This is a genomic window from Streptomyces sp. NTD91 (genome assembly GCF_059510455.1).
This window is the reverse complement of record NZ_JCAJZW010000001.1, coordinates 462,769-478,792: the sequence shown is the minus strand read 5'-3', so window position 1 is coordinate 478,792 and position 16,024 is coordinate 462,769. Positions and strand designations below refer to the sequence as shown.

Annotated in this window: 15 protein-coding genes, 1 tRNA gene and 2 pseudogenes; 11 read left to right on the top strand and 7 right to left on the bottom strand. The window is 71.6% G+C overall.

Going from position 1 to position 16,024, the window contains the following annotated elements; translation table 11 throughout:
- Positions 1-179: 179 nt before the first annotated feature.
- The 7 genes from ispD (at position 180) to AC5WRT_RS02190 (ending at position 6,471) form a co-directional block, all read left to right on the top strand.
- A complete protein-coding gene (ispD, locus tag AC5WRT_RS02220) occupies positions 180-956 on the top strand; it encodes a 2-C-methyl-D-erythritol 4-phosphate cytidylyltransferase (RefSeq protein ID WP_496091926.1) in 777 nt (258 codons plus the stop codon).
- Positions 946-1,437 (top strand): 2-C-methyl-D-erythritol 2,4-cyclodiphosphate synthase, encoded by a 492-nt coding sequence (gene ispF, locus AC5WRT_RS02215; protein ID WP_496091925.1) that lies wholly within the window; start codon positions 946-948, stop codon positions 1,435-1,437. Before ispD ends, ispF begins: the two co-directional genes overlap by 11 nt.
- Positions 1,438-1,533: 96 nt before the next feature.
- Complete coding sequence (locus AC5WRT_RS02210) at positions 1,534-1,938, top strand: PPOX class F420-dependent oxidoreductase (RefSeq protein ID WP_496092008.1); 405 nt, start codon at positions 1,534-1,536, stop codon at positions 1,936-1,938.
- Positions 1,939-1,996: 58 nt separating this feature from the next.
- Positions 1,997-3,397: a cysteine--tRNA ligase gene (cysS, locus tag AC5WRT_RS02205; protein ID WP_496091924.1), complete on the top strand. Its 1,401-nt coding sequence runs from the start codon at positions 1,997-1,999 to the stop codon at positions 3,395-3,397.
- Between the two features lie 90 nt (positions 3,398-3,487).
- Positions 3,488-4,429, top strand: a complete 942-nt coding sequence (gene rlmB, locus AC5WRT_RS02200; RefSeq protein ID WP_496091923.1) for a 23S rRNA (guanosine(2251)-2'-O)-methyltransferase RlmB — start codon at positions 3,488-3,490, stop codon at positions 4,427-4,429.
- 128 nt (positions 4,430-4,557) lie between these two features.
- A complete protein-coding gene (locus tag AC5WRT_RS02195; protein WP_496091922.1) occupies positions 4,558-6,246 on the top strand; it encodes a DoxX family protein in 1,689 nt (562 codons plus the stop codon).
- A gap of 81 nt (positions 6,247-6,327) precedes the next feature.
- The gene (locus AC5WRT_RS02190) at positions 6,328-6,471 is read left to right on the top strand and encodes a hypothetical protein (RefSeq protein WP_496092012.1); all 144 of its coding nucleotides are present in this window, start codon (positions 6,328-6,330) and stop codon (positions 6,469-6,471) included.
- A 187-nt stretch (positions 6,472-6,658) separates the two neighbouring features.
- Here the strand turns inward: AC5WRT_RS02190 and AC5WRT_RS02185 are convergent, their stop codons facing one another.
- The 3 genes from AC5WRT_RS02185 to AC5WRT_RS02175 all read right to left on the bottom strand — a co-directional run bounded on the left by AC5WRT_RS02185 (position 6,659) and on the right by AC5WRT_RS02175 (position 9,306).
- Positions 6,659-7,390: a nucleotidyltransferase family protein gene (locus AC5WRT_RS02185; RefSeq protein ID WP_496091921.1), complete on the bottom strand. Its 732-nt coding sequence runs from the start codon at positions 7,388-7,390 to the stop codon at positions 6,659-6,661.
- Positions 7,391-7,481: 91 nt separating this feature from the next.
- Positions 7,482-7,943 (bottom strand): hypothetical protein, encoded by a 462-nt coding sequence (locus AC5WRT_RS02180; protein ID WP_496091920.1) that lies wholly within the window; start codon positions 7,941-7,943, stop codon positions 7,482-7,484.
- Positions 7,944-8,169: 226 nt separating this feature from the next.
- Positions 8,170-9,306 (bottom strand): ABC transporter ATP-binding protein, encoded by a 1,137-nt coding sequence (locus tag AC5WRT_RS02175; RefSeq protein ID WP_496091919.1) that lies wholly within the window; start codon positions 9,304-9,306, stop codon positions 8,170-8,172.
- Positions 9,307-9,513: 207 nt separating this feature from the next.
- Here AC5WRT_RS02175 and AC5WRT_RS02170 point away from each other — a divergent pair.
- Positions 9,514-9,587, top strand: a tRNA-Thr gene (locus AC5WRT_RS02170).
- Here the strand turns inward: AC5WRT_RS02170 and AC5WRT_RS02165 are convergent.
- Positions 9,587-9,932, bottom strand: a pseudogene (locus AC5WRT_RS02165) (hypothetical protein); the annotation flags it as partial. The gene AC5WRT_RS02170 and the pseudogene AC5WRT_RS02165 overlap by 1 nt on opposite strands.
- Positions 9,933-10,013: 81 nt before the next feature.
- Positions 10,014-10,265, bottom strand: a complete 252-nt coding sequence (locus AC5WRT_RS02160) for a hypothetical protein (protein ID WP_496091918.1) — start codon at positions 10,263-10,265, stop codon at positions 10,014-10,016.
- 30 nt (positions 10,266-10,295) lie between these two features.
- Between AC5WRT_RS02160 and AC5WRT_RS02155 the strand changes: the two genes are divergently transcribed.
- Positions 10,296-10,595 carry a hypothetical protein gene (locus tag AC5WRT_RS02155; RefSeq protein ID WP_496091917.1) on the top strand — a complete coding sequence of 100 codons (300 nt, stop codon included), beginning with the start codon at positions 10,296-10,298 and terminating at the stop codon, positions 10,593-10,595.
- A 487-nt stretch (positions 10,596-11,082) separates the two neighbouring features.
- The gene (locus AC5WRT_RS02150; RefSeq protein WP_496091916.1) at positions 11,083-12,324 is read left to right on the top strand and encodes a SpoIIE family protein phosphatase; all 1,242 of its coding nucleotides are present in this window, start codon (positions 11,083-11,085) and stop codon (positions 12,322-12,324) included.
- 86 nt (positions 12,325-12,410) lie between these two features.
- On the opposite strand, the gene AC5WRT_RS02145 is transcribed toward AC5WRT_RS02150, so the two are convergent.
- Complete coding sequence (locus AC5WRT_RS02145) at positions 12,411-14,381, bottom strand: hypothetical protein (RefSeq protein WP_496099872.1); 1,971 nt, start codon at positions 14,379-14,381, stop codon at positions 12,411-12,413.
- A gap of 182 nt (positions 14,382-14,563) precedes the next feature.
- Positions 14,564-15,369: pseudogene (locus tag AC5WRT_RS02140) on the bottom strand (aminoglycoside phosphotransferase family protein); the annotation flags it as partial.
- Here AC5WRT_RS02140 and AC5WRT_RS02135 point away from each other — a divergent pair.
- Positions 15,368-16,021 carry a rhomboid-like protein gene (locus AC5WRT_RS02135; RefSeq protein ID WP_496091914.1) on the top strand — a complete coding sequence of 218 codons (654 nt, stop codon included), beginning with the start codon at positions 15,368-15,370 and terminating at the stop codon, positions 16,019-16,021. The pseudogene AC5WRT_RS02140 and the gene AC5WRT_RS02135 sit on opposite strands and share 2 nt — an antisense overlap.
- Positions 16,022-16,024: the final 3 nt, after the last annotated feature.

The following is a 16,024-nucleotide window of genomic DNA, read 5'->3' as shown; positions in this document are numbered from 1 at the left end:
CCATGTCCGCGCGCGGTGTTCCTCGTGAAACCAGTGGACCAGCCCCCCGATACTTGAGGTGCCGGGCCCGGGCGGATGGCTCGACCAGGGTCACGGAAAGGGTCCGGTCAAGGCGTCGCGCCCGGCACTCCTCCAGGCCATACCCACCTAGGTCGAGCACACAAACCTGACAGGAACCGATGTCTGACGAATCGCGCCCTTCGCCCGCGCAGACCCCCGTCGCCGCCGTGATTCCCGCCGCCGGCCGGGGCGTTCGCCTCGGTCCGGGCGCCCCCAAGGCGCTGCGCACGCTGAACGGCACCCCCATGCTCATCCACGCGGCCCGCGCGCTCGCCGCGTCCCGGCACGTCTCCCTGGTGATCGTCGTGGCCCCGCCGGACGGCGCGGCCGAGGTCAAGTCCCTGCTCGACGCGCACGCCCTGCCCGGCAGCGCCCCCAGTGGCAGCCTGGGCAGGACCGACTTCCTGGTCGTGGCCGGCGGGGACAGCCGCCAGGAGTCGGTCCGGCTCGGCCTGGACGTCCTGCCGCCCGAGTACGGCATCGTCCTCGTCCATGACGCGGCCCGCCCGCTGGTCCCGGTCGACACGGTCGACGCGGTCATCGAGGCCGTACGCGACGGCGCCCCCGCGGTGGTCCCGGCGCTGCCCCTCGCCGACACCGTCAAGGAAGTGGAGCCGGCCACCGGGGCGGGCGCCCCCGAACCGGTCGTCGCCACCCCGGAACGCGCCCGCCTGCGCGCCGTCCAGACACCGCAGGGCTTCGACCGGGCGACCCTCGTCCGCGCCCACGAGACGGTCACCGACGACGTCACGGACGACGCGAGCATGGTCGAGCAGTTGGGGCTGACCGTCGTGGCCGTACCCGGACACGAGGAGGCCTTCAAGGTCACCCGCCCCCTCGACCTGGTCCTCGCCGAGGCGGTCCTGGCCCGCAGGAGGCTGAACGATGGCTTCTGAGCACCTGTTGCCGCAGGTGGGCATCGGCACCGACATCCACGCCTTCGAGGAGGGCCGCGAGCTGTGGTGCGCCGGCCTGAAGTGGGAGGGCGAGGGGCCCGGCCTGTCCGGGCACTCCGACGCGGACGTCGTCGCCCACGCCGCCTGCAACGCCCTCTTCTCCGCCGCCGGGCTCGGTGACCTCGGGCAGCACTTCGGCACCGGCCGCCCCGAGTGGTCCGGCGCCTCCGGGGTGACCCTGCTGACCGAGGCCGCGCGGATCGTCCGCGAGGCCGGCTTCACCGTGGGCAACATCGCCGTCCAGGTCGTCGGCCCCCGCCCGAAGATCGGCAAGCGCCGGGAGGAGGCCCAGAAGATCCTCTCCGAGGCCGCCGGCGCACCCGTCTCCGTCTCCGGCGCCACGACGGACGGCCTCGGCTTCCCGGGCCGCGAGGAGGGGCTGATGGCGGTCGCGACGGCGCTGGTGGTCCGTACGGGCTGACGGACGGCCGCCGCGGTGCGGGTGAGCCCAGCGCGTGCGAGGGTACCCACACGACCACCAGTGAACCCAGGACTCCGGAGGGTGCCCATGTCCGCCATGTCCGCCGTACTGTCCGACCAGCTGAAGGCCGTGCTCGACGGCAAGGTGTTCATCGTCGTCGGCACCGTCCAGCCGGACGGCAGCCCGCAGCTGTCCCCGGTCTGGGTGAAGCGCGACGGCGACGACCTCCTGTTCTCCACGACGGTCGACCGCCGCAAGTACCTCAACCTGGACCGCGACCCCCGCGTCACCGTCGCCGTCCTCAACCCCGACCAGCCCTACGAGTACGCGGAGATCCGCGGCACCGCCGAGCTGACGACCGACGGCGGCCCGCAGCTCATCGACGAACTGAGCGAGAAGTACACCGGCAAGAAGTACGCGGAGTTCAACCCCGAGGCGGCCAAGGACGCCCGGCGGGTGGTCGTCCGCGTCAGGCCGCGGAAGGTCGTCGGGCGGCTCTGAGCCCGACATTGCGGGGAAGGGGCGTGAGGCACCCTGTCGCGCCCACTACCCTGGAGTGGTGACCATTCGCCTGTACGACACCAGCGCCCGGCAGATCCGTGACTTCACCCCGCTCAAGCCGGGCTGTGTCTCGATCTACCTGTGTGGTGCCACCGTGCAGGCGGCACCGCACATCGGGCACATCCGGTCGGGGCTCAACTTCGACATCATGCGCCGGTGGTTCGAGTACCGCGGCTTCACGGTGACGTTCGTCAGGAACGTCACCGACATCGACGACAAGATCATCGCCAAGGCCCACGAGCAGGGCCGCCCGTGGTGGTCGATCGGGTACGAGAACGAACGCGCCTTCAACGAGGGCTACACCGCCCTGGGCTGCCTGCCGCCGACCTACGAGCCGCGTGCCACCGGCCACATCACCGAGATGGTCGAGATGATGCAGCGCCTCATCGACCGCGGGCACGCCTATGCGGCCGACGGCAACGTCTACTTCGACGTCCGCTCCTTCCCGCAGTACCTCGGGCTGTCCCGGCAGGAGCTGGACAACCTGCTCCAGCCCTCCGGAGAGGGCGAGACCGGCAAGCGCGACCAGCGCGACTTCGCGATGTGGAAGGCGGCCAAGCCCGGCGAGCCGACCTGGCCGACCCCGTGGGGGGAAGGCCGGCCCGGCTGGCACCTGGAGTGCTCGGCGATGGCGCACAAGTACCTGGGCAGCGCCTTCGACATCCACGGCGGCGGCCTGGACCTGATCTTCCCGCACCACGAGAACGAGATCGCCCAGGCCAAGGCCTACGGCGACGAGTTCGCCCGGTACTGGGTGCACAACGCCTGGGTCACCATGGCCGGCGACAAGATGTCCAAGTCGCTCGGCAACAGCGTGCTGGTGAGCGAGATGGTCAAGCAGTGGCGCCCCGTCGTGCTGCGCTACTACCTGGGCACCCCGCACTACCGCTCGATGATCGAGTACAGCGAGGAGTCGCTGCGCGAGGCCGAGTCGGCGTTCGCCCGCATCGAGGGATTCGTACAGCGCGTCACCGAACTGGCCGGCAAGAGCGTCGAGCCGGCCGCCGAGGTGCCGCCCGCCTTCGCCGAGGCGATGGACGACGACCTGGGCGTCCCGCAGGCCCTCGCCGTCGTGCACACCACCGTCCGGCAGGGCAACAGCGCGCTGGCCGCCGACGACAAGGAGAGCGCCGTGGCCCGCCTGGCCGAGGTACGGGCCATGCTCGGCGTCCTCGGCCTCGACCCGCTCGACGAGCACTGGGCGGGGGAGTCCGCCCAGGGCGAGGACCTGCACGGCGTGGTCGACAGCCTGGTCCGGCTCGTCCTCGACCAGCGCGAGTCCGCCCGCGCCCGCAAGGACTGGGCCACCGCCGACGCCATCCGCGACCAGTTGGGCCAGGCAGGCCTGGTCGTCGAGGACAGCCCGCAGGGCCCGCGCTGGACCCTGGGGTCCCGGTAGCGCCATCCTTGATCGATTGTGCCGCCCGGCCCCCCGGGCGGCACACTGCATAGACGTACGCACACTCATTCCGTAGAGAACAGGTAGGTCATGGCCGCGAACAACCGCCGCATGTCCGGCAAGAAGGGCGCGCAGGTCGGCAGCGGCGGCAAGCGGCGCCGGGGCCTCGAGGGCAAGGGCCCGACCCCGCCCGCCGAGATGCGCAAGGGCCACGCCAAGCAGCGTGCCGCCGCGGCCCAGGCGCGCCGCGCCCAGGGCCGCGCGCCGCAGCGCCGCGGCGGTGGCAGGTCGACGTCCGAGCTGGTCGTCGGCCGCAACCCGGTCGTCGAGGCGCTGCGCGAGGGCGTCCCCGCCTCCACGCTCTACGTCCAGCAGTTCATCGACAACGACGAGCGGGTGCGCGAGGCTCTCCAGCTCGCGGCCGAGCGCGGCGGCATCAACCTCATGGAGGCTCCCCGCCCCGAGCTGGACCGCATGACCAACGGCCTCAACCACCAGGGCCTGGTCCTGCAGGTCCCGCCGTACGAGTACGCGCACCCCGAGGACCTGCTCGACGCGGCGGCCGACGAGGGCGAGGACCCGTTGATCGTCGCCCTCGACGGCGTCACCGACCCGCGGAACCTCGGCGCGGTCGTACGCTCCGTCTCCGCCTTCGGCGGTCACGGCGTCGTCGTGCCCGAGCGCCGCGCGGCCGGTATGACTGCCGGCGCCTGGAAGACCTCCGCCGGCACGGCCGCCCGTACCCCGGTCGCCCGCGCCACCAATCTGACCCGCGCCCTGGAGTCGTACCAGAAGGCCGGGCTCACGGTCGTCGGTCTCGCCGCCGACGGCGAGGTCGAACTCGGCGACCTGGAAGCCCTCGACGGCCCGGTCGTCGTCGTGGTCGGCAGCGAGGGCAAGGGCCTGTCCCGCCTGGTCGGCGAGACCTGCGACTTCCGTGTGCGCATTCCGATGCCGGGCGGCGCCGAGTCCCTCAACGCCGGTGTCGCGGCGGGCATCGTGCTCTACGAAGCGGCACGCCGCCGGAGCTGAACACCTGTCCGACACCTCACCCGTGCGGGGTAATTCAGGCGCCCATATGGCGCTGCGGCCGACTTTGACGGGGTCCGGACACATCCGCCCGGTCAGAACAGTGTCCTAACTCCACGTCACTCGGTTAGATGAGTGTGGACACCAGAACACCCCGCACACCTACGGGGGAACGCTCGTCGGGATTCCAGTCCGGACTCGACGACGCTCCCGCGCTGAGCATGGTGAAGGTGCCGAGCGATCCGGCGCAGGTGATCGTCAATCACGCCAGCTTCCGCGTGCAGCTGGGCGCGTCGGCCACGCGCACCCGATCCCCGCGGATCGCCCGGTATCCGAGCGCCGTCCAGGACTCCGGCCGGATGCCCGCCGTGGGCCGGGCGGGCCGGGCGGGCGCTGCCGTCGGCCGCCGCCGCCCCGTCGTGTGGAGCGGCAAGTCCGCCCCCGACGACACCGGCGCCCACCGGCTCCTCCAGGCCGTGCGGGGCAGCAGCGTCCGCCACACAGAGGAGCCCGTGGCCGGCGCCACCCGAGTCGTCCCGCGCGTCGAGACCGGCTACGCCGACACCTACGACCGCACCTACGACGACCTGGAACAGACCGTCGAGTCCCCGGTCGTCGGCCACCAGCGCACCGCTCCCGACGACACCGACGGCACCCGGCTCCTGCCTTCCATGCGCCCGGCCGGCGGTGCCTACGACGAACCCCTTTACAGGGACACCGGCTTCGACTCCTACGACGGAGACGGCGGTTACGACCCGTACGCGGACTTCCCCGGCCCCGACACCCCGCGCCGCAGCCGCCGCCACGGAGACGATCCGGGCCGGCACGCCTACTACCCGGGCCGCCGGATGAACCTCGGCGTCGTCCTCCTCCCGCTGCGCATTCTCCTCGGCTTCATCTCCGTCTACGCCGGCATGGGCAAACTCTGCGACCCCGTCTACTTCGACGGCGGCAAGCGCGGCTCCATGGTCAAGTGGCTCGACACCCTGCACCCCTGGGACGCCGCCGAGCCGCTGCGCCAGTTCGCCCTGCACCACCCGGTCGGCTCCGGCCTCGTCATCGCCTTCCTCCAGGTGGCCGTCGGCGTGCTGACCGTCCTCGGCTGCTGGCAGCGTGTGGCCGCGGTCGTGGGCGCGCTCCTCTCCGCGGCCCTGATCGTCACCGTCAGCTGGAAGACGGTCCCCGCCTACGACGCCCCCGACATCATCTACCTGGCCGCCTGGTCCCCGTTGGTCATCGCGGGTGCCCCCGTCTACTCCGTGGACGGCCGCCTCGCCGCCGGCGCCTGGCGCCGCCTCGGCCCCCGCGCCGCCATCTGGGACCTGCGCCGCTACGTCCTCCGCCGCGGCGCGCTCATCACCGCCGTCACCGTCGGCGTCACCCTGCTCGTCGGTTCGCTGCTCGGCGGCGCCGTACGCGACTCCAGTCGGGTCGTGGTCCCCGGCCCCGGGGAGGCCCCCCGGAACAACCTGCCGGGCTCCCCGCTTCCGCAGGAACCCGGCAAGCGGCACAAGAGGACCCCGGCGGCCTCCACCTCGCCCTCGGGCGGCGCCACCGCCGGCCCCTCCGGCGCGGCGACGACCCCGGGCGCCATGCACAGTGCCGGCGGTACGACCACGACGCCCAGCCAGACCCAGGGCACCACCGGCCAGGTTCCGCCCCGCCAATCCTCCCCGACGGGCGGCGCCCCCAGCACGACGGCCGGTCCGACCAGCACCGGAGGCACATCCGGCGGCGGCTCGTCCTCGGGTGGCGCGAGCGGCTCCGGCGGCTCCTCGTCCTCGGGCCAGCCCGGCCTGGTCGGCGGCCTGCTCGGCTAGCCCCCCGCGACCGGTCAGGAGGCCCCTTACCTGAGGCTTGGGTTCTAGGAGCCGTTGCAACACCCCGGTTCAAGGGGTGCGATGGACTTCAAGATCCGGGAGGACCGGGGCAAGGCTCAGGGCCGCACCCTGGTCCGTGAGCGGGAGCAATACTTCCGGCTCATGGACCAGGGCCTGAGCAGCGCCGAACCCACCCAGGGGCAAGTGACCCGCACGCGCTCGTGACCGAGTACCCCTAGGGCGTGTTTCGAAAGTCCCGTCTGGTCCGCGGCGCCTGGCACGGCACCTCGCCGCGTTGTCGGGGTCGTCCACGTACGCCCGGTACGAGGACGACCCTCCGCCTTGCGATGCACCGCACCAGACGCCGCGGACCCCGCCCTCCGGGCGGACGACGCCACTTTCGAAACACGCCCTAGCGCCCCAGCGCGGCGAGTTCCTTGGCCGCCTCCGTCAGATCCTTCGCGGTGTCGATGGCGCGCCAATACGCGCCCTGCGGAATCGGGAACCCGAACAGCCTCCGCTCCCGGGCCAGTCCGGGAAACGTGGTCCGCTCGTGGTCCCCCCGCTCCGGCAGCAGCGAGGCGAACGCGGGAGCGAAGACGTACACGCCCGCGTTGATCTCGAACGTGGACGGCGGCGCCTCGATGAAGTCGGTGATGTGCCCGAACCCGTCGGTCTTCACCGCACCCCAGGGGATGCGCGGCCGGGCGAGCGCCAGGGTCGCCGTGGCATCCCGCTCGGTGTGGAAGTCGGCCATGTCCCGCAGGGAGAAGCGGGTCCAGATGTCGCCGTTGGTGGCGTACCACGGCCGGTCGGGGCGGGGGAGATGCGCGGCGGCGTACTTGAGGCCGCCGCCACGGCCGAGGGGCTCGGTCTCCACGACGGTGGTGACGGAGACGGGCAGGTCGGCGGAGTCCAGCCACTTCTGCAGGACCTCGGCGAGGTGGCCGCAGGAGACCACCACGTCGGTCACGCCTTCCTCGGCGAGCCAGGCCAGCTGGTGGCCGATGATCGGGGTGCCCGTGCCGGGGATCTCGACCATCGGCTTGGGCCGGTCGTCGGTGTAGGGACGCAACCGGGAGCCCTGGCCACCGGCCAGGATCACGGCCTGGGTGGGGCGCGACGCGGCGTTGGGATGGGTCATGCCCGCACTGTACGCGGCACCCCACCGGGCCCGGCCGACAACGGCGCGCTCCTTGGGCAGCCGTTATCCGAGGGAGCGCCGTCGACGGCCGTCAGCTGTGCGCCGCGAGCACACCGGAGGCGAACGCCGTGTCGCACACCGGGCGGGCGTACGACTGGGCACGGGAGGCGCCGTAGATGCGCACCGCGGCCTGGCCCAGGGCTCGGGCGATGGCGGAGCAGTGCCGGGCCAGCGAGGGGTGTCCGTCGACCGCCTGCTGGAGGTGGGTGAGGACGACGCCCGGGTTCTGGTTCTGCAGCTCGGTCATCAGCCGGTCCCGGAGCACGTCCTGCGGGGCCTGGGAGACCGTCCGGGTGGAGACCTCCGCCGAGGAGACGTCGGAGGCGGCCAGCACCGAGCCGGAGGGGCTGCCGGTCCAGTTGACCCGGGTGACCGCGAGGGTCCCGGAGAGCACCAGGACGACGGGCAGGACGAGGGCGAGAGTGCGGCCGATCCGGCGGGCAGGGCCGCCCCGGTGGCCGCGGCGCGTCTGAGGGGTGGTGGAGTGCTTCACGCGTGTGAGGGTAGCGCGGGGTAATGATTTGGCGACATTGCGTCACCCCTTCGGGGGATGAAGGGGCGCCGATTTCTGAGTATGGGGTTGACGCGCCTGCCCGAAACGATCGCTGTGCCGGGGTATTTCCACACGTGCGTACGACGTGAAAGGGGGCCCCGCGGCACCGCGGGACCCCCTTTCGTCAACCTCGCCGCGAATCCGCAGCTCAGTCGCGTGAACGCGCTCAGTCGGACAGACGCTCGCCCGTGGACGTCGAGAACACGTGGGTCTCGCCCGGCCGCGGCACCACGTGCAGCGTGGAGCCCTTCTCCGGCACGGACCGGCTGCTCACGCGGACCACGAGGTCCTTCTTCTCGCCGCCGACCTCGACGGTGCCGTACACGTAGCCGTCGGCGCCGGTCTCCTCGACCACGTTCACCGAGACGGCGAGACCTGCCGGGGCGTCCGCGCTGTCCTTCGTCAGGGACGCCGCGGTGTCGCCGTTGTGCTCGACGACGGCGAAGTGCTCGGGACGCACGCCCACGGTCACCGTCTTGTCACCCTTGTCGGCGGCGGCCTTCAGGGCCTCCCGGTTGACCGGGACGACGCTGTTGCCGAACTTCACGCCGCCGTCGGTGATCGGAACCTCGATCAGGTTCATCGCCGGGGAGCCGATGAAGCCGGCGACGAACAGGTTCGCGGGCTTGTCGTACATGTTCCGCGGCGAGTCGACCTGCTGGAGGACGCCGTCCTTGAGCACGGCCACCCGGTCGCCCATCGTCATGGCCTCGACCTGGTCGTGGGTGACGTAGACGGTGGTGATGCCGAGACGGCGCTGGAGCGAGGCGATCTGCGTACGGGTGGACACGCGGAGCTTGGCGTCCAGGTTGGACAGCGGCTCGTCCATGAGGAACACCTGCGGCTCACGCACGATGGCGCGGCCCATGGCGACGCGCTGGCGCTGACCGCCGGACAGGGCCTTCGGCTTGCGGTCCAGGTACTCGGTGAGGTCGAGGATCTTCGCGGCCTCCTCGACCTTCTGCCGGATCTCCGCCTTGTTGACGCCGGCGATCTTGAGCGCGAAGCCCATGTTGTCGGCGACCGTCATGTGCGGGTAGAGGGCGTAGTTCTGGAACACCATGGCGATGTCCCGGTCCTTGGGCGGCAGGTGCGTGACGTCGCGGTCACCGATGCGGATGGCGCCGCCGTTGACGTCCTCCAGGCCCGCGAGCATCCGCAGCGAGGTGGACTTTCCGCAACCCGACGGGCCGACCAGGACGAGGAACTCGCCGTCCTCGATCGCGATGTCGAGCGAGTCGACGGCGGGCTTGGTGGAACCCGGGTAGATCCGGGTCGCCTTGTCGAACGTGACTGTGGCCATGGTGAATGGGCCCCCTTCTACCGGCAGGAACGTGCCGGACGATCCGTTGTAGGAAGGTGGTTGGTGTAGTCCACACGAGTGAACTGGGTCAGGACGGTACCTGGCGTTCACGCGATCTGTCAGTACCTGGGCCACTGTGAACTTCGCGGAAATTTTCGACGGGACCCGCCGCGGACCTGGGTACACTGCACGAGCACCTCGGTGCACGCCTCCTTAGCTCAGCTGGTCAGAGCACCGCTCTTGTAAAGCGAAGGTCGTCGGTTCGAATCCGACAGGGGGCTCACTTCCGAGCAGCGCGAACGCCCCGGCCGGTGATCGGTCCGGGGCGTTCGGCATCCATGGGTGACATCGACCGGGGAGGTCGCTCCCGGTGGACACGGCGCCCGAGCAGGCGGTCCGTGTGGCTGGTGGCCTCCCGCTGTGTGTCCGAGGTCACGTGCGCGCAGGCGTCCGTCGTGATGCCGATCCGGCGGTGATCCAGGATCTCCGTCACGAACGCGGGGCGCGACACCGGCCGTGGTGAGGAGCGTGGCGCAGCCGTGCCGGGCCTCGCGCAGACGGATGCGCCGAAACCCGGCGGCGGTGATGCGGAAGAACGACCGGTTGACGTTCCGCGGGTGTGCCGGCGCCCACCGGCCATCAGGCGGCCTTCTCGGTCCGGCCGGGGACGAAGTCCTGAACGGCCTCGTCGCGTCGAGTGGGGGTTCCTACCCGACGAGGCCTTCGGCCACGAGCTGCTTCGCGGCGGCCAGCATGCAGTCGCGCGGCACGGTGACGGCCAGCTCGTCGGTACCGATGGAAGCACCGAGCCGGCGCAGTTCCTCGGCGTCCGGCGCCTGGTCCGCCATGACGGCCTTGCCGATGACGAAGAAGTTGCCGTCCTCCATCTCGAAGACGTCGGGGCAGTTGTTCGCTCCGACCGACCCGCGCTCGGCGGGCGTGGATCCGATGCGGCGCATGAGGCTCCTTGCGGTGACAGGATCGGTGTTATGAACACCAATACGGACTGGGCGTACCGGGTGTTCGAGCCGCACGGCTCCGAGGGCTGGCGGCCCTACGGCAGCCACCCCGATCGGTGGCAGGGCGCGATCACGGCCCCCGACTCGGCCGAGGGAGCCAAGCACGTCATCGGCCGCATCGTCGCCGACCTGATGGCCGAGTGGGAGAGGACCGGCCTCCACCACGCGATGCACGTGCGGGTCTTCCTCTGGCACGACGAGGAGGGCGACATCAAGGATGCGGATTTCGTCGTGGAGGTTCGGCCCCGGTCCGACTTCGACGCGGTGTGACGGTTCGGGCGGTTCGGCGGCTCGAGTCCCCGGCGGGGGCGTCACCCGCCGGTGGGCACCCGGGACCCGCGCCCGCGCACGGCGGGGGCGCGGGCCGCCGCGCCTGCCTCCCGTCTCCGGCTCGGTCGGCCGCGCCCGGCGTGCTGCGTGCATGCGGTTGTGAAGATCGGACTGGACGAGTGGGACCGGTTCGAGTGGTGCAGGGGTGCCCGAGGGCACTCGGCAGCGACCGACAGTGACAGACCAGCCACAGCCGCGCCGAGGGAACACGTCCGGTGGAAGTGGGTCGACCGGTCAGGCGAGTCCTTGCAGGCCTGCCGGGTGCCAGGGTGCCAGGGTGCCGACGCCGTCCGGGGTCGTCGGCCCCGGGCGGCGCGTCCGGGGCCGTATCCGTGAGCGGCCGTCTCGCCGTGCCTCGTGTGGTGATCACTCCCGCATGGTGGGACACCGGAAGGGGGGCCACCGCTCCAGGGACGGGAGAGCGCTTGTGACCACGCTGCCGATCGACTACCGCGCGCTGTTCGCCGCCACGCCCAGCCCCTACCTGGTCCTGGGTCCCGACCTCGTCATCCTCGACGTGAACGCGGCCTACTGCCGGGCGACCGGCTGCACGATCGAGGACCTGATCGGGCGCTATCTCTTCGAGGCGTTCCCGGACAATCCGGCCGATCCGCATGCCGACGGGGTACAGAACCTCGGTGCCTCGCTGCACCGGGTGCTGCGCTCGAAGGAGCCGGACACCATGGCGGTGCAGAAGTACGACATTCCCGTGCCCGGCCGCCCCGGGGACTTCGAGGAGCACTGGTGGTCCCCGATCAACACCCCCGTGCTCGGGCCCGACGGCGAGGTGGCCTGGATCATCCACCGGGTCGAGGACGTCACCGACTTCGTGCTGTCCCACGCCGCCCACGCGCGCCGGGGACAGGCGCTCAGCGAGCGCGAGGCCATGGAGGCCGAGCTGTACGCGCGGGCCCGGGAACTGCAGATCGTGAACGAGCAGCTGCGGCAGGCCCACGCCCGGGAACGGAAGGTGGCCGTCACCCTCCAGGAGGCGATGATGCAGTCGCCGGACCTGGCCCAGCACCCGAACATCGCGGTGCGCTACCTGCCCGCGGCCAAGGGGCTCAACGTCTGCGGCGACTGGTACGACGTGGTGAACCTGCCCGACGAGGCCTACGGGGTCGCGGTGGGCGACGTGGTCGGCCACGGCTTGGAGGCAGCCGCGGTGATGGGCATGCTGCGCAGTGCCCTGTCCTCCGCCGTCCGGGCCCTGCACGAGCCGGCCAGGGCCATGGAGGTGCTGGGCCTGTACGCCCGCTCGGTCGAAGGAGCCCTGGCCACCACCGCCGTCAAGGCGGTCGTCTCCCTGCGCGGCCGGCACATCACCTACAGCAGCGCCGGCCACCTGCCGCCCGTCCTGGCGCGCCCCGACGGCACCTTCGTCCTGCTCGACCAGGCCACCGACCCGCCGCTGGGAGCCCGTCCGCACCACGTCCCGCGCCCCCAGGCCGCCATCGCCTACGCGCCCGGCGACACCCTCGTCCTCTACACCGACGGGCTCGTCGAACGCCGTGACGAGGACATCGACGCCGGCCTGAACCGGCTCACCGGCACCCTCTCCGACATCTCGCGGCTCAGCCCCGACCACCTGGCCGACGTGCTGCTCTCCCGTCTCGGCGTCAGTGGCGGCGGGCACGACGACATCGCCCTGGTCGTCGTCCGCCTGTAGCGTCCGCGTACGGGCGCCGAGGGTTGTGAGAACGCCGCTGACCCGGGCGTCTGCCCGGGCCAGCGAGGTGCTTCAGGGTGGGCAGGTCAGGGTACGTACGACCGGGTGTTGCTCGCCCACAGGGCGCCGCCCCTGCCAGGGCCGCCGGAGGACGTGTAGACGACGAAGTTGCCGTCACTCTGGAGCAGGGCGTACGCGCCGGTGTGGCCGTAGGTGTGGGTGGACCACAGGGCGGTGCCGCCGCTCGTGTAGACCACCAGGTTGCCGTCGGACTGCATGAACGCGTAGGCGCCGGAGTGGCCCGAGGTGCCGGTCGACCAGATGGCCTTGCCGTCGCGCTTGCGGTACATCACGAGGTTGCCGTCGGGCTGCATCGCCAGGCGGGTGTACTGGGTCTGCGCCCACCAGCCGCCCTTGAGCTTCTGGCCGGAGCCGATGGTCGCCGAGTGCGCGTTGGTGCCGTCCGCCCACAGCGCGCCGCCGGTGCCCGGGCCGCCACCGGCGCCGTAGACCACCAGGTTGCCGTCGTCCTGCACCAGGAAGTACGCGCCGGTGTGGCCGTTGGTGTGGGTGGACCACAGGGCGGTGCCGCCGCTGGTGTAGACGACGAGGTTGCCGTCGGTCTGCATCACCGCGTACGCGCCCGAGTGACCGGACGTGTGGCTGGACCAGATCGCCGGGCCGCTGCCGCTCGTGCCGTTGGTCTTGAGGTAGGCGACCAGATTGCCGTCGCTGCCCATGGTCAGGGTGATGTTCGCGCTGCTCAGCCGGTGGCCGGAGGTCAGCTTCTGGCCGGGCTGGAGCGAGTTGACGGTGTTCGCGCCGGCGGTGAAGGCGGCGGTGCCGTTCGGGGTGCCGAGTCCGGTGGGGCCGTCGTAGCCGGTGCCCGCGGTGCACAGGTAGCCCGGGGAGCAGGTGCCGTCGCTGCCCGCGGTGACGTCGTTCAGCGCCGACCTGTGGCCGTAGGGGTAGGACGATGGGTAGCTGTTGGCGGCCGGGGCGCCCGCGAGGGCGTAGGTGGCCGCGACGATCGGCGAGGAGGCGCTGGTGCCGCCGTAGACGTCCCAGCCGGAGGCGCCGTAGGTGTCGTAGACGGCGACGCCGGTGTTCGGGTCGGCGACGGCGGAGACGTCCGCGACGGTACGGCGGGAGCAGCCGGAGTCGGTCTGCCAGGTGGGCTTGGCCTCGTCGGCGGAGCAGCCGGATCCCGTGCCTTCGGTCGAGCCGTCGGACCACACCGACTCGCTCCAGCCGCGCGTGTTGCTCGCGCGGCTGAGGGAGGTGCCGCCGACCGCGGTGACGTACGGGGAGGAGGCCGGGTACTGCACGCCGTACCCGTTGTCGCCCGCGCTGACCGTGATGGCGACGCCGGGGTGGTTGAAGTACTGGACGTCGGCCGTGGTCTCGGACGGGTCCTCGGGGCCGCCGAAGGAGTTGGAGACGTACTTCGCCCCGAGCCGGACGGCCTCGTTCTCGGCGGTGCCCAGGTCGGCCATGCTCGTGGAGGAGGCCTCGACGAGCGTGATGCGGCACTGCGGGCAGACGGCGCTGACCATGTCGAGGTCGAGGGAGATCTCCCCGGCCCAGCCCGGGTCGGCGCTCGGGTAGGTGGTGCCGCCGGTCTGGTTCACCTTGTGGAAGCACCCGTTGGCGGTGGTGCAGGCGGGCAGGCCGTACTGGGACCGGTAGGCGGCGAGGTCGGACTCGGCGTTGGGATCGTCCATGGCGTCGACGACGGCGACGGTCCGGCCCGAACCGGCGCTGGCGGACGGCAGGTTGTAGGCGCTCTGCAGGTCCGAGGGGCCGTAGCCGGCCGGGGTGGTGTCCGGGGCGACGGTCAGGTGCTGGACGACGTCGGTGCGGGCCTCCGCGAGGCACGCCATCCGGCCCGGGGTGGTGGGGTGGGCGCACAGGTGCTTGATGTGGGCGGCCGTGTGGGCCGGCGGTGCGGCGTAGGCGCTCGCGGTGAGCCATCCGGTGGACAGGCCGGTGGATATGAGTGCCGTGGTGGACAGCAGGGCGGCGGTGGACGCCGCCCGATGTCTCCCTGGGAGCAAGGAATTGTCCTTCTGGTGTGTGGTGTTGGCGACCTGATGGGTCTGCGACCCGAGAGGTCTGCCATGACAGTCGAATGCTGCCGACGCGCGCCGACCAGGGACAATGAGAAGTGGGTAAGGGATTGATCAGAATCCGGTGCGGAGCCGGTGGGCCGGCTCCAGACGGCGTTCCTTGATCGTCGCCCGTCCGTCACGTCCCACAGGGCGTTCTGCAGCAGCCGGCCCAAGCGTCCAGGCCGGCGCCCGGTCCCGGTCGAGGACGTCCCGCCGGCCGCAGTTCGAAGCCGGGGTCGCCCGCGAGCGGCTCGGGGGCGACGGCCGGCCAGTCGGCGCGGTCGGCGGCCAGTGCGTTCTCGAAGTGCAGGTCCCAGTGGAGCAGTCGGTCGCCGGGCTCGCCGGCGACCTCGCGCATCGCGGCCGCGCAGTCGGCGACCGTGCGGCGGGCCGCCGGGTCGGGAATGCGCTCCAGCGCCCACGGAGTCCGCTCCGGCACGGCCCCGGCGAGGTCACCGAGCCGGCGCCTTCCCAGCGGCGCCGGGAAGGACGTCAGGTGGGCCGGCAGTCGTGCGACGACCGCCACCGCCCCGCGGGTGTCGTCCACGGTGGACCACATCCGCGACGCGTCCAGACGCTCCAGCAGCATGGTGCCGGTCGCCGGATCGTGGTCGAGGAGCCGTACCGCGCCGTCGCCGTCCCGGACCCGCAGCGCGACCGGCTCGCCCTCGCTCTCCTCGTCCGGGAGTTGCAGCTTGAGGACGGCGGGTGCGCCGTCGGCGCGGACGACCGGCAGGACCAGCGCGCTCACGCCGTTCACCGACGGCCCGTCGAGCCGCAGCCGCCGACGGTCCAGGAAGGCGGCCGCCAGGCCGGGCAGACCCGCGATGAACGCTCGTCCCGCCGCTCTCTTGTACGTCTCCCGGGCTTCGGCCAGATCGCCGGGGATGTCAATCACGGAGCGGACCATACTGGCGTGCGTGAATCGGCTCATGCGAATCAACCGGGACATCGGCGGCGCATGGGCATACATCCGCAGTGCCCCGGGCACCTATGTGTGGCTTTTGGTGCTGTTCGTCACGACCGTCGCGCTGCACCAGATGTCACCGGAGTTCGAGCAGCACTTCCTGCGGCAGCGGTCCACCAACATCCACGAGTTGTCCCGCAACCCCGTGCGGGTGCTGGTCGCCAGCGCGATGTGGATCGACAGTGGGCGCTGGCTTCCCTACGTCCTGCTCTACTCGGTGTTCCATGCGCCCGCCGAACGCTGGCTGGGCACCGCCCGCTGGCTCGGCGTGTGCGCCAGCGCGCACGTCCTCGCCACGCTGATCAGCGAGGGCGCCCTGCTGAAGGCGATCCGGGACGGCATGGCCCCGCACTCGGCGGTCAACACCCTCGACATCGGGGTCAGTTACGCCCTGGCGGGTGTCGTCGGCGTCCTCACCTACCGGATCGCACCGCCTTGGCGCTACGGGTATCTGCTGGTGATCCTCGTCGTCTTCGGGCTGCCGCTGGCCGAGGGCCGTACCTTCACCGAACTCGGCCATTTCGTGTCGGTACTGATCGGCCTCGCCTGCTATCCACTGACCAGAGGCCGCGGAAAAGCATGGAATCCGAAGGAGACACTGGACGCTCTGAGGGGTTAACGT